24 protein-coding genes are annotated in these 24,201 nt (G+C 65.1%); 11 read left to right on the plus strand and 13 right to left on the minus strand.

Translation table 11 applies throughout. The features are described 5' to 3' along the window. Positions 1-218 precede the first annotated feature (218 nt). Positions 219-1,847 carry a fatty-acid--CoA ligase gene (locus V5279_RS12005; RefSeq protein ID WP_166298226.1) on the minus strand — a complete coding sequence of 543 codons (1,629 nt, stop codon included), beginning with the start codon at positions 1,845-1,847 and terminating at the stop codon, positions 219-221. A gap of 76 nt (positions 1,848-1,923) precedes the next feature. Between V5279_RS12005 and V5279_RS12010 the strand changes: the two genes are divergently transcribed. Next, on the plus strand, positions 1,924-3,075 hold the full coding sequence (locus tag V5279_RS12010; protein ID WP_414645706.1) for an extensin family protein: 1,152 nt from the start codon (positions 1,924-1,926) through the stop codon (positions 3,073-3,075). A 23-nt stretch (positions 3,076-3,098) separates the two neighbouring features. On the opposite strand, the gene V5279_RS12015 is transcribed toward V5279_RS12010, so the two are convergent. Then, positions 3,099-3,773 (minus strand): L,D-transpeptidase, encoded by a 675-nt coding sequence (locus tag V5279_RS12015; RefSeq protein WP_166298224.1) that lies wholly within the window; start codon positions 3,771-3,773, stop codon positions 3,099-3,101. 362 nt (positions 3,774-4,135) lie between these two features. Between V5279_RS12015 and V5279_RS12020 the strand changes: the two genes are divergently transcribed. Next, complete coding sequence (locus V5279_RS12020; protein WP_338697524.1) at positions 4,136-5,113, plus strand: magnesium transporter CorA family protein; 978 nt, start codon at positions 4,136-4,138, stop codon at positions 5,111-5,113. Between the two features lie 139 nt (positions 5,114-5,252). After that, positions 5,253-5,471 carry a hypothetical protein gene (locus tag V5279_RS12025; RefSeq protein ID WP_029081399.1) on the plus strand — a complete coding sequence of 73 codons (219 nt, stop codon included), beginning with the start codon at positions 5,253-5,255 and terminating at the stop codon, positions 5,469-5,471. A 135-nt stretch (positions 5,472-5,606) separates the two neighbouring features. On the opposite strand, the gene V5279_RS12030 is transcribed toward V5279_RS12025, so the two are convergent. Beyond that, complete coding sequence (locus tag V5279_RS12030; RefSeq protein ID WP_029081398.1) at positions 5,607-6,359, minus strand: SDR family NAD(P)-dependent oxidoreductase; 753 nt, start codon at positions 6,357-6,359, stop codon at positions 5,607-5,609. Positions 6,360-6,380: 21 nt separating this feature from the next. Continuing rightward, complete coding sequence (gene pdxH / locus V5279_RS12035; protein WP_338697527.1) at positions 6,381-7,022, minus strand: pyridoxamine 5'-phosphate oxidase; 642 nt, start codon at positions 7,020-7,022, stop codon at positions 6,381-6,383. A gap of 108 nt (positions 7,023-7,130) precedes the next feature. On the opposite strand from pdxH, the gene V5279_RS12040 reads away from it, so the two are divergent. Together V5279_RS12040 and V5279_RS12045 are read left to right on the plus strand one after the other, a co-directional pair. Next, positions 7,131-7,538 (plus strand): RT0821/Lpp0805 family surface protein, encoded by a 408-nt coding sequence (locus V5279_RS12040; RefSeq protein ID WP_338697529.1) that lies wholly within the window; start codon positions 7,131-7,133, stop codon positions 7,536-7,538. 134 nt (positions 7,539-7,672) lie between these two features. Then, positions 7,673-8,638 (plus strand): DnaJ C-terminal domain-containing protein, encoded by a 966-nt coding sequence (locus V5279_RS12045; RefSeq protein WP_166298220.1) that lies wholly within the window; start codon positions 7,673-7,675, stop codon positions 8,636-8,638. A 391-nt stretch (positions 8,639-9,029) separates the two neighbouring features. Here V5279_RS12045 and V5279_RS12050 read toward each other — a convergent pair whose 3' ends face one another. Further along, positions 9,030-9,794, minus strand: a complete 765-nt coding sequence (locus V5279_RS12050; protein ID WP_338697530.1) for an anti-sigma factor — start codon at positions 9,792-9,794, stop codon at positions 9,030-9,032. A gap of 66 nt (positions 9,795-9,860) precedes the next feature. Beyond that, a complete protein-coding gene (locus V5279_RS12055; RefSeq protein WP_338697532.1) occupies positions 9,861-10,349 on the minus strand; it encodes a sigma-70 family RNA polymerase sigma factor in 489 nt (162 codons plus the stop codon). Positions 10,350-10,522: 173 nt separating this feature from the next. On the opposite strand from V5279_RS12055, the gene V5279_RS12060 reads away from it, so the two are divergent. The 4 genes from V5279_RS12060 to V5279_RS12075 all read left to right on the plus strand — a co-directional run bounded on the left by V5279_RS12060 (position 10,523) and on the right by V5279_RS12075 (position 14,608). Next, positions 10,523-11,122: a histidine phosphatase family protein gene (locus V5279_RS12060; RefSeq protein WP_338697534.1), complete on the plus strand. Its 600-nt coding sequence runs from the start codon at positions 10,523-10,525 to the stop codon at positions 11,120-11,122. A 155-nt stretch (positions 11,123-11,277) separates the two neighbouring features. Next, positions 11,278-12,366: a chorismate synthase gene (gene aroC, locus V5279_RS12065; protein WP_338697535.1), complete on the plus strand. Its 1,089-nt coding sequence runs from the start codon at positions 11,278-11,280 to the stop codon at positions 12,364-12,366. 44 nt (positions 12,367-12,410) lie between these two features. Continuing rightward, complete coding sequence (locus V5279_RS12070; RefSeq protein ID WP_338697537.1) at positions 12,411-13,604, plus strand: adenylate/guanylate cyclase domain-containing protein; 1,194 nt, start codon at positions 12,411-12,413, stop codon at positions 13,602-13,604. A 140-nt stretch (positions 13,605-13,744) separates the two neighbouring features. Then, on the plus strand, positions 13,745-14,608 hold the full coding sequence (locus V5279_RS12075) for a DMT family transporter (RefSeq protein ID WP_338697539.1): 864 nt from the start codon (positions 13,745-13,747) through the stop codon (positions 14,606-14,608). A gap of 30 nt (positions 14,609-14,638) precedes the next feature. Here V5279_RS12075 and clpS read toward each other — a convergent pair whose 3' ends face one another. Then, positions 14,639-14,944, minus strand: a complete 306-nt coding sequence (gene clpS / locus V5279_RS12080; RefSeq protein ID WP_338697541.1) for an ATP-dependent Clp protease adapter ClpS — start codon at positions 14,942-14,944, stop codon at positions 14,639-14,641. A 234-nt stretch (positions 14,945-15,178) separates the two neighbouring features. Here clpS and V5279_RS12085 point away from each other — a divergent pair, with 234 nt between their 5' ends. Together V5279_RS12085 and V5279_RS12090 are read left to right on the plus strand one after the other, a co-directional pair. Next, positions 15,179-16,027, plus strand: a complete 849-nt coding sequence (locus V5279_RS12085; RefSeq protein ID WP_029081387.1) for a DUF1194 domain-containing protein — start codon at positions 15,179-15,181, stop codon at positions 16,025-16,027. A gap of 335 nt (positions 16,028-16,362) precedes the next feature. Continuing rightward, complete coding sequence (locus V5279_RS12090) at positions 16,363-17,328, plus strand: IS110 family transposase (protein WP_338692355.1); 966 nt, start codon at positions 16,363-16,365, stop codon at positions 17,326-17,328. A 247-nt stretch (positions 17,329-17,575) separates the two neighbouring features. Here V5279_RS12090 and V5279_RS12095 read toward each other — a convergent pair whose 3' ends face one another. The 6 genes from V5279_RS12095 to V5279_RS12120 all read right to left on the minus strand — a co-directional run bounded on the left by V5279_RS12095 (position 17,576) and on the right by V5279_RS12120 (position 24,050). Beyond that, positions 17,576-18,817, minus strand: a complete 1,242-nt coding sequence (locus V5279_RS12095) for a class I SAM-dependent RNA methyltransferase (protein WP_338697543.1) — start codon at positions 18,815-18,817, stop codon at positions 17,576-17,578. Further along, positions 18,810-19,571 carry a TlyA family RNA methyltransferase gene (locus V5279_RS12100; protein WP_166298211.1) on the minus strand — a complete coding sequence of 254 codons (762 nt, stop codon included), beginning with the start codon at positions 19,569-19,571 and terminating at the stop codon, positions 18,810-18,812. The genes V5279_RS12095 and V5279_RS12100 overlap by 8 nt, the downstream gene beginning before the upstream one ends. Beyond that, positions 19,568-20,131, minus strand: a complete 564-nt coding sequence (locus V5279_RS12105) for a nucleoside 2-deoxyribosyltransferase (protein ID WP_166298210.1) — start codon at positions 20,129-20,131, stop codon at positions 19,568-19,570. Before V5279_RS12105 ends, V5279_RS12100 begins: the two co-directional genes overlap by 4 nt. Positions 20,132-20,272: 141 nt before the next feature. Then, complete coding sequence (dxs, locus tag V5279_RS12110) at positions 20,273-22,201, minus strand: 1-deoxy-D-xylulose-5-phosphate synthase (protein WP_166298209.1); 1,929 nt, start codon at positions 22,199-22,201, stop codon at positions 20,273-20,275. A 542-nt stretch (positions 22,202-22,743) separates the two neighbouring features. After that, positions 22,744-22,995 (minus strand): exodeoxyribonuclease VII small subunit, encoded by a 252-nt coding sequence (locus V5279_RS12115; protein WP_166203093.1) that lies wholly within the window; start codon positions 22,993-22,995, stop codon positions 22,744-22,746. Between the two features lie 128 nt (positions 22,996-23,123). Beyond that, on the minus strand, positions 23,124-24,050 hold the full coding sequence (locus V5279_RS12120) for a histone deacetylase family protein (protein WP_338697550.1): 927 nt from the start codon (positions 24,048-24,050) through the stop codon (positions 23,124-23,126). Positions 24,051-24,201: the final 151 nt, after the last annotated feature.

Genomic DNA, 24,201 nt, shown 5'->3' on the forward strand with positions numbered 1-24,201 from the left:
ATTCAAGGGATTTGGGCGGGATTTAGGTCGGTGCTTCCCTTGTCCCCTTGTGGGAGAAGGTCGCCGTAGGCGGCCTCCGGCCGCCGTTGAGGACGCCGATGCCTTGCATCGGCTATGCGAAGTCCGCGACGGGTGAGGGGTTGTCTCCGCGGAGAGAACCCCTCACCCGCGCTCGCTGTGCGAGCGCATCCTCTCCCACAAGGGGAGAGGGTGAATCGTCACGCCGCGGCGGTGGGGAAGGTGTAGTCCTTGAACTGGTCGCGCAGCGCCGTCTTCAGGATCTTGCCGGTCGCGGTGTGGGGAATGCCGTCGACGAAGGCGACGTCGTCGGGCATCCACCATTTGGCGATCTTGCCGTCCATGAACTTCAGGATGTCCTCGCGCGTGGCGCTCTCGCCCTGCTTGAGCTGCACGATCAACAGCGGCCGCTCATCCCATTTGGGGTGATGGACGCCGATCACGGCGGCTTCCGCGACCGCCGGATGGCCGACCGCGAGGTTTTCCAGATCGATCGAGGAGATCCATTCGCCGCCGGACTTGATCACGTCCTTGGAGCGGTCGGTGATCCGCATATAGCCGTGCTCGTCCATCGTCGAGACGTCGCCGGTGTCGAAAAAGCCCGCATCGTCGAGGATGTTGCTGTCGACCCGGAAATAGGCCTTCGCGATCGCGGGGCCGGAGACCTTGAGGCGGCCGAAGGTCTTGCCGTCCCACGGCAGCTCCTTGCCGGCATCGTCGGTGATCTTCATCTCGACGCCGAACGGCGGGTAGCCCTGGGTCTGCAGGATGTCTAGCCGCTCCTCGCCGCCGCGATCGTTGAAGGGCGGCTTCAGTGTGGCCAGCGTGCCGAGCGGGCTCATCTCGGTCATGCCCCAGGCGTGGCGCACCTGGCTGCCCATGTCGAGGAAGGCCTTGATCATCGAGCGCGGCATCGCCGAACCGCCGCAGATCACCATCTGCAGATCGGGCAGCTTGAGATTGTTGGCGGCCATGTATTGCAGCAGCATCAGCCACACCGTCGGCACACCCGCGGTGTGGGTTACCTTCTCGGTCGACAGCAACTCGTAGACCGAGGCGCCGTCGAGCTTCGGGCCGGGCATCACGAGCTTGGTGCCCATCGACGGGGCGGAGAAGGCAATGCCCCAGCTGTTGGCATGGAACAAGGGGACCACCGGAAGCATTGTGTCCGACGCGGAGGTGCCGAGCGCGTCCTTCGAGTTGGCCATCAGCGCGTGCAACACGTTGGAGCGGTGCGAATAAAGGACACCTTTGGGATCGCCCGTCGTGCCGGAGGTGTAGCACATCGCCGCGGCGGTGTTCTCGTCGAAGGTCTTCCATTCGAACTTGCCGTCGGACGCCGCGATCCAGTCCTCATAGGCGACCGCGTTCTTCAGCGTGGTCTGCGGCATGTGCGCCTTGTCGGTCAGCACCACGTAGCGTTCGACGCTCGGCAGCTGGCCGGCGATCTTCTCCAGCACCGGAACAAAGGTGAGGTCGGTGATGACGATGCGGTCCTGGGCGTGGTTGACGATCCAGGCGATCTGTTCCGGAAACAGCCGCGGATTGACCGTGTGGCAGATCGCGCCGATCCCCATGACGCCGTACCAGACCTCGAGGTGGCGCCAGGTGTTCCAGGCGATGGTGGCAACGCGGTCGCCGAGCTTGATGCCGTCGCGCTCCAGGCTCTGCGAAACTTTCAGCGCGCGGGCATGGATTTCGGCGTAAGTGGTGCGATGAATCGGGCCTTCGACCGACCGCGTCACGACTTCCTGCGTGCCGTGATATTTGGCGGCGTGCTCAATAATCTTGTGGCACAGCAAGGGCCAATCTTGCATCAAACCAAGCATACGCAAATCCCTCCTCGATCCTCACGCATGATCCACCGGCATCTTGGGCGGCCGGCAGTAAAATCATGGAATTGACATGAACTGTAGCGCGGAGAAAGCAAGCCGAAAATGGCCTGATGGTGCGTTTCGTCGCGCCAGCGCGGCAATGGTTACCGCTGCCGCTGCGCTAATTTGCCTTGGCATGCAAGCAGGATCCGCCGAAGCTGCCCGCCGCGCCCCAGGCTTTCCGTGGGACGATCTGTTCGGCACCAGGCCGCTGCGGCCGCACAAGACGGCCCGCCGCGCAGCAGTGCCGCTGCCGAAGCCGCGCCCGGCCGAGGCGCCAGCAGTTGACACGCCTGCGGCAGCCGAGCCGCCTGCCGCCGCGCCGCAGCCTCCAGCGGCGCCTGCCGAGGCCGCCAGGCCCAGCGAGACGGCGAAGCCGGCCGAAGTCGCAAAACCGGCCGGGCCCGCCGCGCCGCAACTGTCGGCCTGCCGGCAGGCCCTCACCGAGGAGATCGCGATCGCGCCGAGCATTCCCGACATCCACGGCGCCGGGGGCTGCGGCGGCGAGGATCTGGTGCGGCTGGAGGCGATCGTGCTGCCCGACAGGCGCAAGGTCGCGGTCAAGCCCGCGGCGATCCTTCGCTGCAAGATGGCCGCCGCTGTCGCCGACTGGGTCCGCACCGATATCGCGCCGCTGGCGCAGAGCCTTGGCGGCGGGATCAGCAATCTCGACAATTTCGACTCGTTCGAGTGCCGCGGCCGCAATCGCATCGCCGGTGCCCAGCTCTCCGAACACGGCCGCGCCAATGCGCTCGATGTGCGCGCGTTCGGTCTCGCCAACGGCAAGTCGATCTCGCTGACCGACCGCAGCGTTGCGCGCGACCTGCGCGAGACCGTGCTGCATTCGGTCTGCGCCCGCTTCTCCACCGTGCTCGGTCCGGGCTCGGACTGGTACCACGAGGACCATGTCCATCTCGACCTGATTGAGCGTCGCAACAATTACCGGATCTGCCAGTGGAATGTGTACGACCCGCTGCCTCAGACAGCGCCGCTATTGCCGGCCGAGCGCCCCGAAGAGGCGCCGCCGCGCGAAGTCGCGTCCAAATCCGATGCGTCCAAATCGGACAAGACTGACGACGCCAAGGCCGATGCCGCGAAATCAGATGATGCGGCCGCCCCCGACGGCGCTGCCGAGACCAAACCGCAGCCAACAAAAAAGCGCCGGCAAAGCCGGCGCCTTTGATCGCGATTGCGATGTGATCGGGATCAGTAGGGGACGTTGCCGCCGCCCTGCAGCGCCATCTGCGGCTTGTAGGGCGAGTCGCCGTGCTTCGGCTCCAGCACCACGACGATGGTGCCGAGTTTGACCCGGCCGTAGAGGTCGATGACGTCCTCATTGGTCATGCGGATGCAGCCCGAGGAGATCGACGAGCCGATGTATTCCGGCTGGTTGGTGCCGTGGATGCGGAACAGCGTGTCCTTGCCGCCCGAATAGAGATACATCGCGCGCGAGCCCATCGGATTGTCCGGGCCGGGTGCCACGAAGGTCGGAACGCCGAGGCGCGAGATTTCGCCGGGGGTCGGGTGCCAGGCCGGCCATTCGGTCATGCTGCCGACCTTGGCGATGCCGGACCAGGCCATCGCCTCTTCGCCGACGGTGATGCCGTAGCGGATCGCCTTGCCGTCGTTCATCACGTAGTAGAGGTAATGGTTGTCGGAATCGACCACGATGGAGCCGGGCGCTTCCTTGCGGTGATACTCGACGATGGCGCGGCGGAACGGCTCGGCCACCGGGGTCTTGACGTAGGTGGTCTTGGCCAGGAGTTCCTTGTCACGCGGTTTGAAGTTCGCGGTGTTGGTTGCCTCAAAGGTCGTGGCCTGCATGCAACCCGACAACATCAGGCCCGCGGCCAGGATTCCAAAGGTAACTTTGAACGACATGATTACATTCCAATCGAAAACCCGCGTCTCAAAGCGTCAAAAGTGCGCCCAAAACGCCACGATTCCATGAAGGGCATTATTGCCGAAACCTGCCATTATTCCCAGACTTTAGATGCCTTTCCCGCATCGCGGGACGTCGTCTGTGGCTTTTTTGCCGCAAGTGTTCTGGCGCGAGGCTGGTTTTTGTGCAAACAGGCAACGGTCACCGAGTCGAAGCCGCGTCGCGTCACATTCACCGCCACTTGGCTGCCACAAAGATGGACGCCCGGTTAATGCCCCGGTCATGAAGCGCCAGCCAGAATCGCGCTAAGTCGGCGGGTCCTGCCAGCCCTGTTTGTCGGCCCTGTTTCTTGGAGTTCCTGATGCTGTCGGCGTTCGTTCCTTCGGATTTCTCCCTCAAGAAGGCCGCCATCACCGACCTGGCGTCGCTGCCCGAGGGCGCGGTCTGGGTCGATCTGGTGAATCCGACCGTCAAGGAGGATCGGGCCGTCGAGAAGCTGGCGGGGATCGCGGTTCCGACCCGGGAAGACATGCAGGAGATCGAGATCTCCAGCCGTCTCTATATCGAGAACAGCGCGCGCTACATGACCGCGACGCTGATGTGCCAATCCGACACCGACATGCCGCGCACCACGGCGGTCACCTTCATCCTGACCGGCCATCGCCTGGTCACCGTGCGCTACGACCTGCCGAAGCCGTTCGCGCTGGTCGAGAACAAGCTGGCGCGCGCCTGCTCCCCCGGCATCACCGGCGAGCAGGTGCTGATGGAACTCTTGGACGCGGTGATCGACCGTTGCGCCGACATCCTGGAGCGTTGCGGGGCCGACATCGACCAGGTCTCCCACGACATCTTCGAGCCGGAGAGCGAGCGCCACGGCCACGCCAAGCAATATTCGCAGATTCTCATCACGATCGGCCGCAAGGGCGACCTGACCTCGAAGGTCCGCGAAAGCCTGGTCTCGATCGGCCGCCTCGTCACCTTCCTCTCCGCAATCGTGGAAGGGGTGAAATGGTCCAAGGACATGCGCGAGCAGCTCAAGACCATGCAGCGTGACGTCGCCTCACTGACCGACCACGCGTCCTATCTTTCCAACAAGATCACCTTCGTGCTCGACGCCATGCTCGGCGTGGTCAATCTGGAACAGAACAACATCATCAAGTTGTTCTCGGTGATGGCTGTTGTCCTGATGCCGCCGACGCTGATTGCCTCGATCTACGGCATGAATTTCAAGCTGATGCCGGAACTCGAGTGGACGCACGGCTATCCGTACGCGCTGGTGCTGATGCTGATTGCGGCGATCGTGCCGTACTGGATCTTCAAGTGGAAGAAGTGGCTGTAGGGCCTGTTTTTCAGGGCACGCGTCGCATTTTGGGATTCGGGCAACTGCCTTATTTCCTCTGCTAAAATTTGAGTGTTGCGCTGAACGTTTGGGCGAAACTTGTCTGCGATAACGCCCGCCTCGAAGCCGGAGGACAGCAATGGTTGAGAAGATCATAACGCCACGGCGTAACGTCATCGACTTTGCGCGCTATCAACAGGACCGCGCAGCAGGCAAGGTGCAGGCGATCTCGCCGAGACTTTGCCGTTACTGTGGCGCGGCGCTGCTTGATGGCGAGGACGAAGACGATTGCTCCAGCGCGTTGAACGACATCGCGCTGCAGCCTGAGAAGAAGTCGCGTCGGTTTTACGCCGACTAGAGGCCGAAGCCTCGGAGGCAGAAGCCTAGTTTGCCTTGTTACGCCTGCAAGTGAAGCTATCCCAAAGTGACGGCCGCGGCGGCGGCCGGGATCGCCTCGAAACTTCCTTCGCCAAAATAACGGCTCATCCCAAGCTCAGACGTGCTGACCACCGTTAATGTGGATTTCCGCACCGTTCACGTAAGAGCTGGTCTCCGTACAGAGAACGTAAATGATCTTGGCGACCTCGTCCGGCGTGCCGAGGCGATGCATCGGGATTTGCTGGTCGACGATCTTCTCGGTGCCCGGTGACAGGATCGAGGTGTCGATCTCGCCTGGTGCGATCGAATTGACGCGGACGCCGACGCGGCCGAAATCGGATGCCATTTCCCGCGTCAATGATGCCAGTGCGGCTTTCGAGGTCGCATAGGCAACGCCGGCGAACGGATGCACGCGCGAGCCTGCGATCGAGGTGACGTTCACCACCGCGCCCCTGGCGTGCTTGAGCTCGTCGATCAGTCCACGGGCCAGCATGATCGGCGCGAAGAAGTTGACGCGAAACACGTGCAGCCATGTCTCGATATCGGTGTCCATGGTCCCGAGCCGCGCGCCGCCCGCCCCCTTCGGCGAGATCGCTGCGTTGTTGACGAGCGCGTGCAACTCGTCGTTCACCAACCGCTTGCGGATCTCGGAGATGGCGCGAACCGTGTCGTCATGATCGCCGAAATCGACCTCGATGTGATCTTCCGGTCCCGCGCCCCAGGGGCAGACTTCCGGAAATGCATGCCGTGAGCAGGTGATGACGCGCCAGCCGGCGGAAGCAAACCGGATCGCGGTGGCGTGGCCGATGCCGCGGCTGGCACCGGTAAGGAGCAGGGTACGGCGCGGCGCGTTGGAAGGAGGGGACATGGTGTCTTTCAGGCTGTCGTATCAAGGATAGAGCCGCACCTTCGACCAGGCGCTGCCGGCGCCGTCGCGGCGGAATTCGATGCGGTCGTGCAGGCGGAAAGGGCGGTCGTGCCAGAACTCGAAGCGCTGCGGCGTGATCCGCCAGCCGCTCCAGCCCGGCGGACGCGGCACCTCGCCGATCACGTATTTCGCGCCGGTCTTGGCGATCGCCTGCTCGAAGGCGAAGCGGCTCTCCAGGGGCTGCGACTGCTTGCTGGCCCAGGCGCCGATCTGCGCCTGTTTCGGCCTTGTGGCGAAATAGGCGTCGGCCTCGGCATCGGTCACCGGCGCGACCGGCCCCCGGATGCGCACCTGACGGCGCAAAGATTTCCAGTGGAATAGTAAAGCGGCCTTAGGATTTACGGCCAATTCGCGGCCCTTGGCGCTCGCAATGTGGCTGTAGAACACGAAACCGTCGGCGTCGAAGCCCTTCATCAGCACCATCCGCACATCAGGCAGCCCGTCGGCATCGACGGTCGCGAGCGCCATCGCGTTCGGATCGTTCGGCTCGGACTTGACCGCTTCCGCAAACCATTCGCCGAACAGGGCAAACGGCTCCTCCGCCGCGGTGAAATCACCCGATGTTAACGGTGTCGGGTGTTTGATGGAGGTCGTGTCGGTCATGTCAGGAGTCCCGATTTGCATCCGCCCGCGTCCGAGAGCGCGCTACTGGCCCTATATAGGGCATGGGGGCGCGTTGGCCTATCGGCGATCCACCCCGCGGGCGCGGTGGTGACATTGATTCTGATCGGCGTTGGCGCCAGCGGCTGCAGCCTGTCGCGCAGCGATGCTTTCGCCAAGATGGACGACAAGGATGTGACTGGCTCGATCAACCCGACCCAGGTCAGCGCGGTGATGCCGACCGAGGGCGATCTTGCCTTCGCCCGCAATGCGGCTTCCGACGTGCTGACCAAGGGCGACAAGGATTCCAGCCAGTCCTGGGAAAACCCTGAGACGGGTGCGCGCGGCTCGGTGACGCCGCTGGCCCAGGCCTATTCGGGCGAGGACGGCAAGACGTGCCGGGACTTCCTCGCGAGCTATGTCAATGGAGTCACCGAGAGCTGGCTACAGGGTGCCGCCTGCAAGGGTGGACAAGGACGGTGGGAAATCCATAACCTGAAGCCGTGGAGAAAGTCCTGAGAGTTTCGGCAGAAGCCGGCCGATAATGGACGGGCGCTAGTTGCAAAAATGCCACTGAGCCCCCACATGAAGGTAAAGTGGGCCCCGATGGGTTCCATCCAGGACTGATTTTTCCCGTGAAGGAGACGTGACGGATGCGCGACCCCTATGAGGTCTTGGGGGTGCAGCGGAGCGCCAGCGCTGCGACGATCAAGAGCGCCTATCGCAAGCTCGCCAAGAAGCATCACCCTGACAACAACAAGAACGACCCGAAGGCGGCCGCCCGCTTTGCGGAGATCAACACGGCCAATGAGATCGTCGGCGACGAGGACAAGCGCAAGCAGTTCGACCGCGGCGAGATCGATGCCGAAGGCAAGCCGCGCTTCCAGGGTTTCCCAGGCGGCGGCGCCGGTGGCCGTACCGGTCCGGGCGGCTTCGAATACAGCTTCCGCGGCGGACCCGGCGGCGGCGTGGGTGGCGGCAGCTTCGAGGACATCCTCAACAGCATGTTCGGCAACGCCGCGCGCGGCGGCGGTGGCGGCGGCGGCCGTGCGGGGCGGTCCAGTCCGTTCGAGTTTGAGGGCGGCGGGGTCGGGGTCGACCTCGATCTTTCGGTCGCCATGACGGTGTCGCTGGAGGAGTCGGTCAGGGGCGGCGACAAGCGCGTCCGCCTGCCGACCGGCCGTGAGCTCAACGTCAAGATTCCGCCGGGCGTGACCGCCGGGCAGCAGATCCGGCTGAAGGGCCAGGGCGAGACCGCACAGGGCCACCCGCCCGGCGATCTGCTGATTACGATCTCGATCGCGCCGCATCCGTTCTTCAAGATCGACGGCAACGATCTCAGGATCGATCTGCCGGTGACGCTCTACGAGGCGGTGCTGGGCGGCAAGGTCCGGGTGCCGACGCTCGGCAGCGCGGTCGAACTGTCGATCCCGAAAAACACCTCCAGCGGCCGCACCTTCCGCCTCAAGGGCAAGGGGCTGTCGAAGGCGGGTGTATCAGGCGATCTCTACGTCACGACCCGGATCATACTTCCCGACGGGAACGATGCCGAGCTTGAGGCATTGATGCAGACGTGGCGGGATCGAAACCCCTATAATCCGCGCAGCGATCTCGGCTGACCGCCGATAACGCGCCCCAACGACGCGACGAAGACGCGAAACTGCACCTACCCCGGACTCTATCGGGGTAGACGCGGGCGTTGCGAGCGGGTCAAACAATGACCGGCCGCCGGAGGTCCGGGTTCTGCGGCGTGCAGACCGGATGGCGGAAAAGGAGTGCGGCCTCGAGAGGGGGACCAGCGCGGTACCAAACCCCAATCGAGGCCGCGTGCGCCGATCGGCGGATCGGGCGCAGATCATCTTCGCGTGAATATCCGGTGCGATAATGAGACGCCGCAATGACGCGAATCGAAATTTTCAATGTCGGAATTGGGACGCCGAGTGAGGCCGGATTCACTTTCCCGCCATGACGCAGTTTGCGCGGAAATTTCTTCCGTAGAATTACGGAAGATCAGCCGCCGCTCTTCTCCATCTGATCGTAGACGGCCTGCGCGACCTGGGTCAGGCGGCTGCGGTCGGTGCCGCCGCTGACGACATAGGCGACGCCGCGATCGGCCCAGAACAGCGCGCCGTCGCTGCCCTGGACGGCATAGCGCATCTGGGTCGCATCGGTCTTCGCCTTGGCGGTGTAGACCGTGAAGCGCTCGCCGGACGTGCTCTCGTACATCAGGAACGACGCCGGCCCGCTCGGCCCGGGCAGCAGGCGGCCGCCGACCAGCTTCAGCCCAGTGAGCTCCGGCGCGCGGACGTCCCAGCCGCAGCGCTTGGTCAGCCATTGCTGCAGGTGGTCGCGTTCGCTGCCGGGCACCTCGACCGGGTGACGGACCTCGACCACGTAGAGCCGGTGCGCATCGAGCGCATCGACCGTGAAGCTCTGGAAGGCCGACGGCGTCGCCGCGGCGCCGTGCGCGATCCAGCCGACGCCGCCGCCGGCGATGAAGGCGGCCAGCGTTGCCGCCACCGCGCCATAGACCCAGCGGCGCGGCTGGCGCACCAGCCGCTCGAGCTCGAGCCGATTCGGCACCGCCTCGTCCAGCACGGTGTCGTAGCGCGCATGCAGCCTCTCGGCCATCGCGCGCCATGACTGCACCCGCGCCGCGTCGTCAGGATGCGTGGCGAGCCACGCCTCGACATCCCCGCGGCGTTCGGCCGGCAGCTCGTTGTCGACGTAAGCGTGCAGCTCGTCTTCGGTGACGGGGATGTTCGGGTCGGTCATATCATTCGTCTCTGCCAAATCTTGTTCGAAAATCGTTCATCGTAACACCTGCTGTTGCGCAGCCTATCATTTCACCCGCCTGAGCGTCGGGCGCTGGCCCTCGATCGATGCCCGGACATGGGCGCGGGCGCGGGCGAGGCGGGACATCACCGTGCCGATCGGCACGCCCTGGATGTCGGCGACCTCCCGGTAGCTCATCCCCTCCAGCATCACGAGCAGCAGTACCGAGCGCTGCTCCTCGACCAGCGTCGACAGCGCGCGCTCGATGTCGCGTCCCTCGGCCTCGGTGCCGCTGGCGTCGGCATTGTTGTCGAGCAGCGGCATGAAGGCCGGCCGCCGCGCGAGCGAGCGCCGGCGGTTCTTGTTCAAATTGGTCAGGATCGTGTAGAGCCAGCTCCTGACGTCGCCGCCAAGAAACAGCCGCTCCGAGCGCAGCGCCCGCACCAGCGTGTCCTGCACCAAATCGTCGGCGACATCCGAGTCACGCACCAGCGCGCGCGCATAGCGGCGGAGCGCCGGGATCATGGCTTCGACACTTTGACGAAACGCGGTCATGCATCCAGTCTTCGATGGTCGCGGCGCTAGCCGCCTCATCAAACATAACACCCTAACGTCGCGGCTATTCCGGTTGCGCCGATCTGCATGCATAGCGCCTCAGCTGCGGCCGATTTGGGCTTGTCGCCAGCCGAAGTGCTGGTGTACCTCCGGGCCGGAAATATTTGAAGCGAATGCCGGTGCCAACGATCTACTACATCCGCCACGGCGAGACCGCATGGAATGCCGAAGGCCGGCTTCAGGGCGTGCAGGACATCGGCCTCAACGAGCGCGGCCGTGCCCAGGCGGCGCATGCCGGGCGCATCCTCGCCGATCTGCTGGCACGCGACGGCCGTGACAAGACGACGCTGCCGTTCGTCGCAAGCCCGCTGATCCGGGCGCGCGCGACCATGGAGCTGGTCCGCGCCGAGCTCGGCCTGCCGCCCGGCGACTACGCCCTCGACGCGCGGCTGCGCGAGATTGGCTACGGGACATGGGAAGGCTCGACGCTGGCGCAGGCGCAGGCCGCCGACCCCGCCGTGTATGCCCGCCGCCTGGCCGAGAAGTGGACGGTGTCGCCATCCGGCGGCGAGAGCTATGTCGACGTCCAGGTGCGGATGACCGAGTGGTACCGCTCGGTGACCTCAGACACGGTCGCGGTTGCCCATGGCGGCACGGCGCGGGCGCTGATGGTGGCGCTCGGCTTCGAGACCCCGGCTTCGGCCGCGGACCTCACGATAGAGCAGGGCGCGGTCTACGTGTTCGGCGCAGCGGGCCTGCAGAAGTATAGTTAAGGTACGCCGTCATTCCGGGGCGGTCCGCAGGACCGAACCTCAGATGCGCAATTGCGCATCGGGGAATCTCGAGATTCCGGGTTCGATGCTTTGCATCGCCCCGGAATGACGGCTTAGCTGTTTGACCCCGCTGCCTGCGCGCGTTACGACACGCCATGTCCTTCAATACGTTCGGCCATATGTTCCGCGTCACGACCTTCGGCGAGAGCCATGGGGTCGCGATCGGCTGCGTGGTGGATGGCTGCCCGCCGCTGATCCCTCTCACGGTGGAGGAGATCCAGCACGACCTCGACCGCCGCCGCCCCGGCCAGTCGCGCTTCACCACCCAGCGTCAGGAGCCGGATGCGGTGAAGATCCTGTCCGGCGTGATGGCGCATCCCGAAAGCGGGATGCAGGTCACGACCGGCACGCCGATCGCGCTGTTGATCGAGAACACCGACCAGCGCTCCAAGGACTATTCCGAGATCAAGGACAAGTTCCGCCCCGGGCATGCCGACTTCACTTATGAAGCGAAATACGGCCTGCGCGACTATCGCGGTGGCGGCCGCTCCTCCGCGCGCGAGACCGCGACCCGCGTCGCCGCGGGCGCGATCGCGCGAAAAGTCCTGCCCGAGGTCAAGGTGCGCGGCGCGCTGGTGCAGATGGGCCCGCACAAGATCGACCGCGAGAAGTGGGACTGGGACGAGATCGCCAACAATCCGTTCTTCTGTCCCGACAAGGACAAGGCGGCGTTCTTCGAAAGCTATCTCGACGGCATCAGGAAAAGCGGCTCCTCGATCGGCGCCGTCATCGAGGTCGTCGCCGAGGGCGTGCCGGCGGGCCTCGGCGCGCCGGTCTATGCCAAGCTCGACAGCGATCTGGCATCCGCGATGATGAGCATCAACGCGGTCAAGGGCGTCGAGATCGGTGCCGGCTTCGGCGCCGCCGAACTCACCGGCGAAGAGAACGCCGACGAGATGCGGACCGGCAACAACGGCACGCGTTTCCTGTCCAACCACGCCGGCGGCGTGCTCGGCGGCATCTCGACCGGCCAGCCGGTGGTGGTGCGCTTTGCGGTCAAGCCGACCTCCTCGATCCTGACCACGCGCCGCACCGTGGACCGCAAGGGCGCCGATACCGACATCCTGACCAAGGGCCGCCACGACCCCTGCGTCGGGATCCGCGCGGTGCCGGTCGGCGAGGCCATGATGGCCTGCGTGCTGGCCGATCATTTTCTGCGCGACCGCGGGCAGACCGGGCGCTGATCCCCTATATAGTGGCGGTCGCCAGATCGCCCGGGGAATTGCCAATGAATGCGTCGGAGCTACGGGACATCATCGAATGGATGATCGGTGGCGCGCGGTCGGCGCCGACCCCGCCGCAGATGATGGCGGAGTGCTGCGAACGCCTGGTGCGCGCCGGCCTGCCGCTGTGGCGGGTCGGCGTCTTCGTGCGCACGCTGCATCCCGAGATCTACGGCCGCCATTTCTTCTGGACGCCTGGCGCGGAGGTCGAAACCGGCACCGTCGATCACAACATTCTGGACTCCCCGGAATTTGCCGTGAGCCCGCTGTCGATCGTGTTCAGGCAGGGACTTGAAGTGCGCGCGCGGCTCGACGACCCCGCCAGCTCACGTTTTCCGATCGTCGCGGATTTGCAGGCGGAGGGCGTCACCGACTATGTCGCGATGCCGCTGGTTTACACCGACGGCTTCGTCAATGCGTCGAGCTGGACCACCAGGCAGCCGGGCGGCTTCACTGAGGAGCAGCTCGATGCGATCCGCTCGATCACCGTGCCGCTGGCGCGCTACATCGAGATCGTGACCCTGCGCCGCACCGCCACGCTGCTGCTCGACACCTATGTCGGCAATCGGGCCGGCGAGCGCATCATGGGCGGCCAGATCCGGCGCGGCCACGCCGATACGATGGACGCCGCGATCTGGTTGTCCGACCTGCGCGGCTTCACAGCGCTGTCGGACCGCTTGCCGTCCGAGACGGTGGTGGAGATCCTCAACCTCTACTTCGACTGCCAGGTCACCGCGATCCGCGACCATGGCGGCGAGGTGCTCAAATTCATGGGCGACGGCCTGCTCGCGGTGTTCCCGGTCGACGAATATCTCGGCGACGAGGTGCAGGTCTGCTCGCGCGTGCTGGAGGCCGCGCGCGCATCCCGCGCCGGCGTCGAGGCGTTGCAGTTCGCCAACGGCGATGCCGTCGAGCGCTTTCGCTTCGGCGTCGCGCTGCATCTCGGGCGCGTGCTCTACGGCAATATCGGCGGCGGTAACCGGCTCGACTTCACCTGCATCGGTCCGGCGGTCAATCTCGCCGCGCGGCTGGAGAAGATCGCCGGCCGCCTCGGCCGTACCGTGGTGGCCTCCGAGCGCTTCGCCGGCATCTGCGACGGCGGCTGGAGCGATCTCGGCGAGTTTCCGATCGCCGGATTTTCCAAGGCCGAGCGGGTCTACGGCCTGTTCGACGAGGCGCCGCGCGCGGCCGCCGGCTAATGCATGATCCGGAAAAGTGCGAAGCGGTTTTCCCTCGCGACAAACGCGGGACGCGTTTGCGCGGAGATCATGCGCAAAGAAGGAGCTAAGGCGCGAGGATGATTCAATCTTGTCTCATCGCGCTTTAGCGGCTACGCGACGTGACTGACAACGACGCGCAGCATCGCACCGGGATTGCGCTGGTCGTTGCGGCCGCGGCGGCCTGGAGCACCGCGCCGTTCTTCACCCGGCTGCTGCACTTCGATTCCTGGACCATCCTGTTCTGGCGCGGACTGTTCGGCGGCGGCGCGATCGCGCTGTTCCTGCTCGCCACGCAGGGCTGGCGCGGCGCGCGCGATCTCGTCGTGATGCCCATGAGCGGATGGCTGGTGGCCGGCCTCTCGACCTTGGGCATGGTGACGTTCATTCCGGCGCTGCAACTGACCAGCGTCGCCAATGTCGCGATCATTGTCGCGATGCAGCCGTTTGCGGCGGCCGCGATCGCCTGGCTGTGGCTCGGCGAGCGGGCGCGCCCCGGCACATTGCTGGCAAGCCTCGTCGCCCTCGCGGGCGTTGCCGTCACCGTCAGCGGCGCCGGGGATATCACGGACTACCGGGGCATCGGCCTTGCATGCATCATGGCGCTGGCGATCGCGCTGATGACGGTGACGATCCGCCGGCACAAGGGCACCCCGATGGTCGCCGCCGCGGCGCTCTCGAATGTTCTCGGTAGCGTCGTCAGCCTTCCATTTGCGCAGGGCATCGGCGCGGTCACCGGCGCCGATCTCGGCGTGCTTGCGATGTTCGGGGCATGCCAGGTGGGTCTCGGTCTCACCCTGTTTACGATCGGCTCCAGATTCCTGCCATCCGGGCAGGCCTCGCTGATCGCCACCCTCGAAACCCCGCTGATGCCGTTCTGGGTGTGGCTGGCGTTTGCCGAGGTGCCGTCGCTCCGCGCCTTCATTGGCGGCGCGCTGGTGATGGGAGCCGTCGTCGCCGATATTGTGGCCAGCCAGCGGACGTAGCTCGCGCGGCCGGCGGAACGGTGATTACAGCTACTCTTCCGGCTCGGTGGTGAATAGCAGTGGATAGCCCTTGGCGCGGCCGGCGTCGGTGGCGCGCGTCGCCTTGGTCTCGGCGACGTCCCTGGTGAACACAGCGACCACGCAGACGCCGCGCTGATGCGCGGTCAGCATCACCTTGTAGGCCTGGTCGTCGGTCATGCGGAATTCGCCCTTCAGGATGGTGACGACGAATTCGCGCGGCGTGTAGTCGTCGTTGACCAGGATCACCTTGTGCAGGCGTGGCCGCTCGACCTTGGTCTTTGTCCTGGTTTTCGGCTTGACGACGGTATCGGGCATCGCCCGGCACTCCCTCGCGATTACTCCGTAAGAATACCGTCTTCCGGCGCGCCTTGGAACCGGTCGAATTGCACGGCGTCATTGCGGCAACGGCACGGCGCGTTTTGTCTCATTCGAGATAGGTGATGTCTAACCTGCAAGTGACTAACCTGAATGTGAAGGACAAATGATATCAGCGCTTTTCGCCGCCGGATTTGCGTGTCACCATGACACCCATACGACGGGAGGGCCGCAATGCGCTGGTATGTCTCGATCGGAGCGGTGCTTGTCGCGGGCATGCTGGCCAGCGGCGATGTGGCCGGTGTTGCCGCGCCGGGCCCGGGACCACAGACCGGCCGGCTGGCCGAAAAGGAATCCACACCGAGCGTCGACATCGAGCTGATCATCGCGGTCGACGTCTCCTATTCGATGGACATGGACGAACTCGCGATCCAGCGCGAGGGCTATGCGCAGGCGATCGTCTCCAAGGATTTCCTGCAGGCGCTGAAGGCCGGGCCGAACGGCAAGATCTCGATCACCTATTTCGAATGGGCCGCTTCCAATGACCAGAAGGTCATCATTCCCTGGCGGGTGATCGACGGCCCGGAATCCGCCGATGCGGTCGCCGCCGAGATCATGAAGACGCCGGTGCGCCGCGCCTCGCGCACCTCGATCTCGGGCGCGATCTATTTCGCAATCCCGATGTTCGACGAGAATCCGCATCGCGGCCTGCGCCGCGTGATCGATATTTCCGGCGACGGGCCCAACAACAACGGCGCGCCGATCACGCCCGCGCGCGATGCGGCGCTCGACAAGGGCATCGTCATCAACGGGTTGCCGATCATGGTGAAGGAGCCCTCCTACTCGACGATGGATATCGAGAATCTCGACCTGTACTACGAGGACTGCGTCATCGGCGGGCCCGGCTCCTTCGTGGTGACGATCAAGGATCGCGAGAAGTTCAAGGAGGCGATCCGCACCAAGCTGCTGCTCGAAGTCGCCGGCCGCACCCCCGAGCGACCGATCGTGCGTACCGCCGAGAAGGAGCCGCGGGTCAGTTGCACGATCGGCGAGAAGATCTGGCAGGACCGCTGGGGGCGGTGAGGGCTCGTTTTGTGATCTCGTAGGATGAAGTTAGCGACCTGTCCGCCTAAGCTCGAAGAGCGAAGGCGGAAGCGAAACCCATCATTTTTTTCGCCGCGATGGGTTTCGCTGCGCTCTACCCATCCTTGTATTAGCGCGCTGGGTTAGACTGGCCTCGTTCCGTGAGGAATGGCCCAGCTCGGGTGGCCGCCCGGGCTGGGCCGCTGATCGATCGGATCGTTACCCATCGAAGCCTTGAGGGCTGTTATTCGTAGCAAGATCGCGATCGGCACTTCATCGGGACCCGCATGGTTGAACGAACTTTAGGTTCGCATCACAAGGGAGGGTCGAGGAAGATGGCCAAGCGTACCACAATCTGTGCCGGGATCGATACCGGCAAACGGAAGCTCGACGTGGCGCTCGATGACGGCTCGGAGCAGCTGCAGGTGGAGAACACGGCGGAAGGTTACAAGACGCTGTTGGAGTGGCTTGGGCGCCATAAGGTCAGGCGAATTGGGATCGAGGCGAGCGGTGGCTATGAGCAGCCGGTCGTCGTCGAGCTGCGGCGCAAGCGGTTTGTCGTCGTGGTGTTCCAGCCGGCGCAGGTGCGTGCCTATGCCAAATACCGCGGGCAGCGTGCCAAGAACGATCGGATCGATGCCGCGCTGATCGCCGCATGCACCGCTGCGGTCAAGAAGATCCACCCGGCACCCGATGCAAGATTGCCGCCCTTGGCCGGGCATCTGACGCTGATCGATCAGATCGGAGAAGATATCGCGCGGTTCAAGAACCGGCTCGAGAGCTGCCGCGACGCGCGTATCCAAAAGCTCTGGAAGGACGACATCGCCCGTCTGGCCAAGCGCGAACGCGTCGAGTTCAAGGCTCTGGTGGCAGCGATCCGCAAGCAGCACGATCTCGCCGCTCGGCTCGACCTGATCTACAGCGTCGGTGGGGCCGGGCTGCCGACTGCGGTCTCCGTCCTGGTCCGGATGCCCGAGATCGGCCAGGTCAGCCGCGAGCAGGCCGCAGCACTTGCGGGCCTTGCGCCTTATGACGACGACAGCGGCGAACACATCGGCGCTCGTCACATCGACGGTGGACGCAAACGTCTGCGCCATGCGCTCTATGCTGCGGCGCTGGCGGCGTCTTTCCGCTGGAATCCGCAGCTCATGGCCCTGTACAAACGATTGATCGCCGCCGGCAAAGGCCACAAGCGTGCCCTGATCGCCTGCGCCAGGAAGTTGCTCATCTTCATCAACACCGTGGTGGCCCGAGCGACCCCTTGGCAAGCTCACTTGCCAGTCGTCGCCCCGGCGACCTGAAGCGTTTCTTTGTTCGATCGGGGCACCGTTTCTTCGTCCCGACCTGCCGTCACAAGGACGCCGCGCACAGCGGCCGTCAAGGATGGCCGTCGCTCAAATGCTGCCACATCCCACCCTCGACAGGCCACGCCTTGATGGCCGCGAGCACGGCGTCAGTCTCAACGGCGATCGGGCAATTCAATCGCACACAACCGAAAGAGCTAATGGTTGCTACCGTTCTGCCGATATCTCGCCTCTCGTTCGCAGATCAGCGCGCAAACCGCGCCACCAGCTCCACATGCGGGGTGTGGCGGAACTGATCGACCGGGGTGACGCGCTCGATCCCGTAACCGCCATCGATCAGGATTTTTGCGTCGCGCGCAAACGTCGCGGCATTGCAGGACACCGCGACGATCACCGGCACCTTGCTCGCCGCCAGCTGGGTGACCTGCGCCTGCGCGCCCTGCCGCGGCGGATCGAACACCACGGCATCGAAGTCGCGCAACTCCTGCGGCATCAAGGGGCGGCGGAACAGGTCGCGTGCTTCGGCCTTGAGCGGCTTCAGCCCCGGCGTCGATTGCGCGGCCTTCTGCAGCGCGGTGATCGCGCCGGCATCGTTGTCGAACGCCGCGATCCGCGCCTTCTCCGCGAGGCGCAGCGCGAACGGGCCGACGCCGCAGAACAGATCTGCGATGTGCTTGGCGCGTCCGCAATGCTCGCGAACCAGCGCCGCAAGCGTCTCCTCGCCCTTGACGGTCGCCTGCAGGAACGAGCCCGGCGGCAGCACCACCTTCACCTTGCCGATCGCAACCTCCGGCGAGCCGCGCTGCAGCACCAGCTCGCTATGCCGCGTCAGCCGCGCCAGCCGATGTTTCTCCGCGACGCGCGACAGCGTGGTGATCAGGCTCGTCGGCAGCGCGCCGGAGCCGCGCACGTCGATGTCGAGGCCGTTCAGCGTCGCGGTGACCTGGATGTCGAGCGGTTTGCCGATCGAGATCAGCGGCTCGGCGACCGCCCAGGCGGCCTCAAGCGCGCCGTCGAGCGCCGGATCGAGGATCGGACAGCGGTCGACCGGGATGATGTCATGTGACCCCGCAGCGGCGAAGCCGACCTTCAGCACCTCATGGGTGCCCATGCGCCCGTGCAGCGTGATGCGGCGGCGGCCCGCGCCGTGGGCATCGAGCAGCGGCGCGACCTCGGCCGAAACACTCGCCTGCGCCAGCGTCTCGACCACGATGTTGCGCTTCCAGGCATGGTAGGGCGCGTCGTTCCAGTGCTGGATCGCGCAGCCGCCGCAGACGCCGAAATGCGGGCAGAACGGCGCGATGCGCTCTGGGCTTGCCTGCGCCACCCGCAGCAGCCGACGCCGGTCGGGATGGTTGCCCGGCACGTCCTCGACTTCGACCGTTTCGCCGCCGAGCGTGTAGGGCACGAAGATCGACTGCGACCCGTCGATCGCGACGCCGTCGCCGCGGTGGCCGACATGGTCGATGGTGAGGAGCTCAGCCACGGCGCGCGCCGAGGAAGAATTCGATATTGCCGTCGCCACCCGTGATCGAGGACGGGAACACCTGGATGTCGGTGCAGCCGAGCGAGCCGGCAAAGGCTGCGATATCGTCGCAGATCTCCTGGTGCACCATCGCGTTGCGGATGACGCCGCGCTTGGCGTGTTTGCGCGCCGCCTCGAATTGCGGCTTGATCAGCGCCAGGAGATGCATTGGTGCTGCCGCCAGCGACAGCGCCACCGGCAGCACCAGCTTCAGCGAGATGAAGCTGACATCGATCACGACGATGTCGGGCCGCGCCGGCAGGCGCTTGCCCTCGAAGCTCCTGATGTCGGTCGCCTCCATGGAGACGATCTTCGGATGGCCCTGCAGCGAGGGATGCAGCTGGCCGTGGCCGACGTCGATGGCGAACACCAGGCTCGCGCCATTGGCGAGCAGCACTTCGGTGAAGCCGCCGGTCGAGGCGCCGACATCGAGGCAGACATGGCCCTCGATATCGATCGGATAGTGCTCGAGCGCGTCTGCGAGCTTGACGCCGCCGCGCGAGACATAGGGATGCGCCGGCTCGGCCGTGAGTGTGGCACCGGGCGCGACGATCTCGGACGCTTTTGCAATCGGCTTGCCGTCGGCGGTCACGAGGCCGGCGTCGATCGCGGCGCGCGCCCGCGCCCGGCTTTCGAACAGGCCGCGTTCGACCAGCAGCACGTCGATGCGCTTGCCGGCGGATGCGTCGTTGTCGTTGTCGCCCGGCTTGGTCACTTGGCGCCCTGCTGGCGCCGCCCGGCGGCGAGCCGCACGCAGGCCTCGAAGGAGGTTAGGTCGTGCCAGAGATCGGCCGACGGCTCGCGCGGCGTCACCAGCGGACTGCCGTGCAGATCGAGCGCGTGCATCATCATCAGATTATCAGGCAATCCAAACTCTTCCACCGTCAGCCCCTCCGCGTCGATCAGGCGTCCGTCGGATGCCGGCACGACCTGGCTCAGCCGCGCCACGCGATTGGCGTAGGACGTGGGATCGTTCGAATAGGCGAGACACAGTTTGCCGCGTCCCGCCATGTAGCCGAGTTCGTAGACGGTGCCTGCGTCGGCACTGGGGCCGCGAAACGGCGTCAAATTGGCGATGATGGCGTCGGCAGACTCCATCATCGCCTCGTTGCTCTTGAAGATGGTGAGAGAGGCGCCGGCGGCAGTGGGATCGATGCTGTTGTCGAGCGGATACAGCCCGGTCAGCCCGTGATAGGCGCAAACCTCCGCCTTGCGGCGGCCGATCTCCACGGCATCCGGCAGGAACACGTCAGGACCCGCCAGATAGATGTTCATGGACTTGCCGGGGCTATAGCTTTTTCGAGCGAAGTGGACACCGGTTCGCGTGAAGAAAAACGCGTCCAAAGAAGAACCTGGAGCTTCGGTTCTGATTCAATCAGAACCGAAAAATGCTCCAGTGGGCGCCGCCCGAAGCGATTACGCGAGCTTGACGGTCTCGGTCTTGTAGTCCTTGCCGAGGGTTTCGAACACCTTGGCCACGATGCTCTTGGCGTCGAGCCCAGCGCGGGCATACATCGCCGCCGGCGAGTCGTGATCGAGGAACACGTCGGGCAAAATCATCGAGCGGAACTTCAGCATGCCGCTATCGAGCATGGCGTTGTCAGACAGGAACTGCATGACATGCGAGCCGAAGCCGCCGATCGAGCCTTCCTCGATGGTGATCAGGATATCATGCTCGCGCGCGAGCTTCATGATCATCTCCTCATCGAGCGGCTTCATGAAGCGCGCGTCCGCGATCGTGGCGGAGAGGCCGTGGGCGGCGAGCTCGTCGGCCGCCTTCTCGCACTCGGCGAGGCGGGTGCCGAACGACAGCAGCGCGACCTTCTTGCCTTCGCGGATGATGCGGCCCTTGCCGATCGGCAGGGGAACGCCGACTTCCGGCATCTCGACGCCGCGGCCTTCGCCGCGCGGATAGCGCAGCGCGCTCGGACGATCGTTGATCGCAACCTGCGTCGCCACCATGTGGACCATTTCCGCCTCGTCGGAGGCGGCCATGATCACGAAGTTCGGAAGGCAGCCGAGATAGGCATTGTCGAACGAGCCGGCGTGGGTCGCGCCGTCGGCGCCGACCAGGCCGGCGCGGTCGATCGCGAAGCGGACCGGCAGGCTCTGGATCGCGACGTCGTGGACCACCTGGTCATAGCCGCGCTGCAGGAAGGTCGAGTAGATCGCGCAGAACGGCTTGTAGCCTTCGGTGGCGAGGCCGGCGGCGAAGGTCACCGCGTGCTGCTCGGCGATGCCGACGTCGAAGGTGCGGTCCGGGAACGCCTTGTTGAAGATGTCGACGCCGGTGCCGGACGGCATCGCCGCGGTGATGGCGACGATCTTGTCGTCCCTCTCGGCTTCCTTGACGAGGCTCTGGCCGAACACGTTCTGGTAGGCCGGCGCATTCGGCTTGGCCTTGGCCTGGGTGCCGGTGGCGACGTCGAACTTGACGACGGCGTGGTACTTGTCGGCGGAGGCCTCGGCCGGGCCGTAGCCCTTGCCCTTCTGGGTCACGACGTGAACCAGGATCGGCCCGGTCTCCATGTCGCGGACGTTCTTCAGAACCGGCAGCAGATGGTCGAGATTGTGACCGTCGATCGGGCCGACATAATAGAAGCCGAGCTCCTCGAACAGCGTGCCGCCGTCCATCATGAAGCCGCGGGAATATTCCTCGACGCGGTTGGCGCGGTTGGCGAGGATCTTGGGCAGGCGCTTGTTGATCTGCTTGGCCGCCTCGCGCAGCGAGCGGTAGGTCTTGCCGGAATAGAGCCGCGACAGATAGGCGCTCATCGCGCCGACCGGCGGGGCGATCGACATGTCGTTGTCGTTGAGGATCACGATCAGGCGCGAATTCATCGCGCCGGCGTTGTTCATGGCTTCATAGGCCATGCCCGCCGACATCGCGCCGTCGCCGATCACGGCGATGACGTTGTTCTTGCCGCCGGAGAGATCGCGCGCCACGGCCATGCCGAGGCCGGCCGAAATCGAGGTCGAGGAGTGCGCGGCGCCGAACGGATCGTAGTCGCTCTCGGTGCGCTTGGTGAAGCCGGAGAGGCCGCCGCCGGTGCGCAGCGTGCGGATGCGGTCGCGGCGTCCGGTCAGGATCTTGTGCGGGTAGGCCTGGTGGCCGACGTCCCAGATCAGGCGGTCGCGCGGGGTGTCGAAGATGTAGTGGATGGCGGTGGTCAGCTCGACCACGCCGAGGCCGGCGCCGAAATGGCCGCCGGTCACCGACACCGCGTCGATGGTTTCCTGGCGCAGCTCGTCGGCAACTTGCCGCACCTGCTCGACCTTCAGCTTGCGCAGGTCATCCGGCGTGTGAATCGTGTCAAGAAGCGGCGTTTTACTAAATGTGGTCACAGCGAATTTCCAATTTTTTGCCTGTCGGAACGAACGGCCCGACGCGAGATGGGTTGGCGCGCTCACCGCGCAGCGAATGCCAGACACTGGGTGCCGCCCCGGCAGGCCGTGCCTGGTTGTCAGCCTAGATTCACTCCGGATTGGACCACGTGATATGCATCACCTTGGTCGCTGTTCACCCGTCCCGGTTCAGTTTTGTCGAACCATTTGAGTTGCATGCCGCCCGAATAATTCGGGCCGCCCGCCACCCTCAAATGCCCATAGAACTGGAAGCATTACACCAAAGCCGCGGCCAAAGCCAACCCGCTAGGGGCGCTGGGTTCCTATGCCTTCTACCGAAAAAGCCAGACTTTTCAATGCTAGAGGCCGCAGGCGGGTTCCAATCCGCCCATTTTTGCGGCAGCCGGCCGGCCCGGATCGGGCAGATCCGTGACAGCACCGGACCGCCGCGGTCGTCCCGCGGCGGGGTCAATTGCCGGAAATACGGAGCAACAATTGTCCGCTGTCGCGGACATCCTGTCGCAGGATCGCGATGGGCGGCGCTACTGCACGTCGAGCGGCTCGGTGCCGGTCGGCTGGCCCGAGGCGTCGGTGGTGATCTTGTCGACGCGGGCTTCGGCCTGGCGCAGCAACTCCTCGCAGCGCCGCTTCAGCTGTTCGCCGCGCTCATAGATCGCGACCGATTCCTCAAGCGGGACCTTGCCGTCCTCGAGCCGCTTGACGATCGATTCGAGTTCCTCGATCGCGCGCTCAAAGGAGAGTTTCTTGACGTCCGCCTGGGTGTTTTCGGCCATTCTTTGCGTTCCTGATTGCGCCGATCAGATCGCAACCTGATCTTGTTCGTCCGGGCATGACCTGTCGCAGGCATGCTCGCCCCGGCGCAGAATCAATCGAATTTTTGCGGGCGTATTGTGGCGGGTATTTAGGCGCCCATCAATGCGGTGACGTGAGATGCCACCGACTCTTTCAGGCCCTGCAGGTCGTAGCCGCCCTCCAGCACGGAGACGACACGGCCGCCGGCGCTCTTGTCGGCCACATCCATCAGCTTGCGCGTGACCCAGCCGAAATCCTCGCCGGTCAGGTTGATCGAGGCCAAGGGATCGCGGTGATGCGCGTCGAAGCCCGCCGAGATGACGACGAGTTCGGGGGAAAACTTCTCGAGCTGCGGCAGGATCAGGTTCTCGAAGGCTGCGCGGAACCTGGCGCCGCCGTCGCCGGGCGCCAGCGGCGCGTTGACAACGGTGTCGTGCTCGCCGCGCTCGCCGGCGGCGCCAGTGCCGGGGAACAGCGGCATCTGGTGCGTCGAGCAATACATCACGGTGGGATCGGCCCAGAAGATGTCCTGCGTGCCGTTGCCGTGATGGACGTCGAAATCGATGATCGCGGCGCGCTTGATGCCGTATTTGCGCTGCGCGTGGCGCGCGGCGATCGCGACATTGTCGAAGAAGCAGAAGCCCATCGGCGTCGATTTCTCGGCGTGATGGCCGGGCGGGCGCACCGCGACGAAGGCGTTCTGGTGGGCGCCGGTCATCACCGCATCGGTGGCGGCCACCGCGCCGCCGACGCCGCGCATCACGGCTTCCCAGGTGCCCGGCGACATCGAGGTGTCGCCGTCGATATAGATCATGCCCGAGGTCGGCGCGATGTGGCGCAGCTCGCCGACATAATGCTCGCCATGACAGAGCAGCACGGTGTCGAGGTCGCCTTCGGGCGCCAGATCGCGCACCAGCGCCTTGAAGCGGTCCTCGCCAAGCACCTCGGCCACCGCGCGCAGCCGGTCGGGGCGTTCGGGATGTCCTGGAGGGGTCAAATGGTCGAGGCAGGCGGTGTGCGTCAGAAGCAGTGTCATGCAAATTCCCGGCGCAATGGAGGCGCGTGCGAGGAGGGTCTAATTTAGGCGGTTACCGGCTCGCCGGAAAGGGCCGCGTTTGATCTTGCGGTTCCGTTGCTCGTTCTTCGAGAATCCTGCCAAGGCTTCGTATTAGAGGCCGCTCGGCTGA

The organism is Bradyrhizobium sp. 26S5 (assembly GCF_036923295.1).
Classification (GTDB): Bacteria; Pseudomonadota; Alphaproteobacteria; order Rhizobiales; family Xanthobacteraceae; genus Bradyrhizobium; species Bradyrhizobium septentrionale.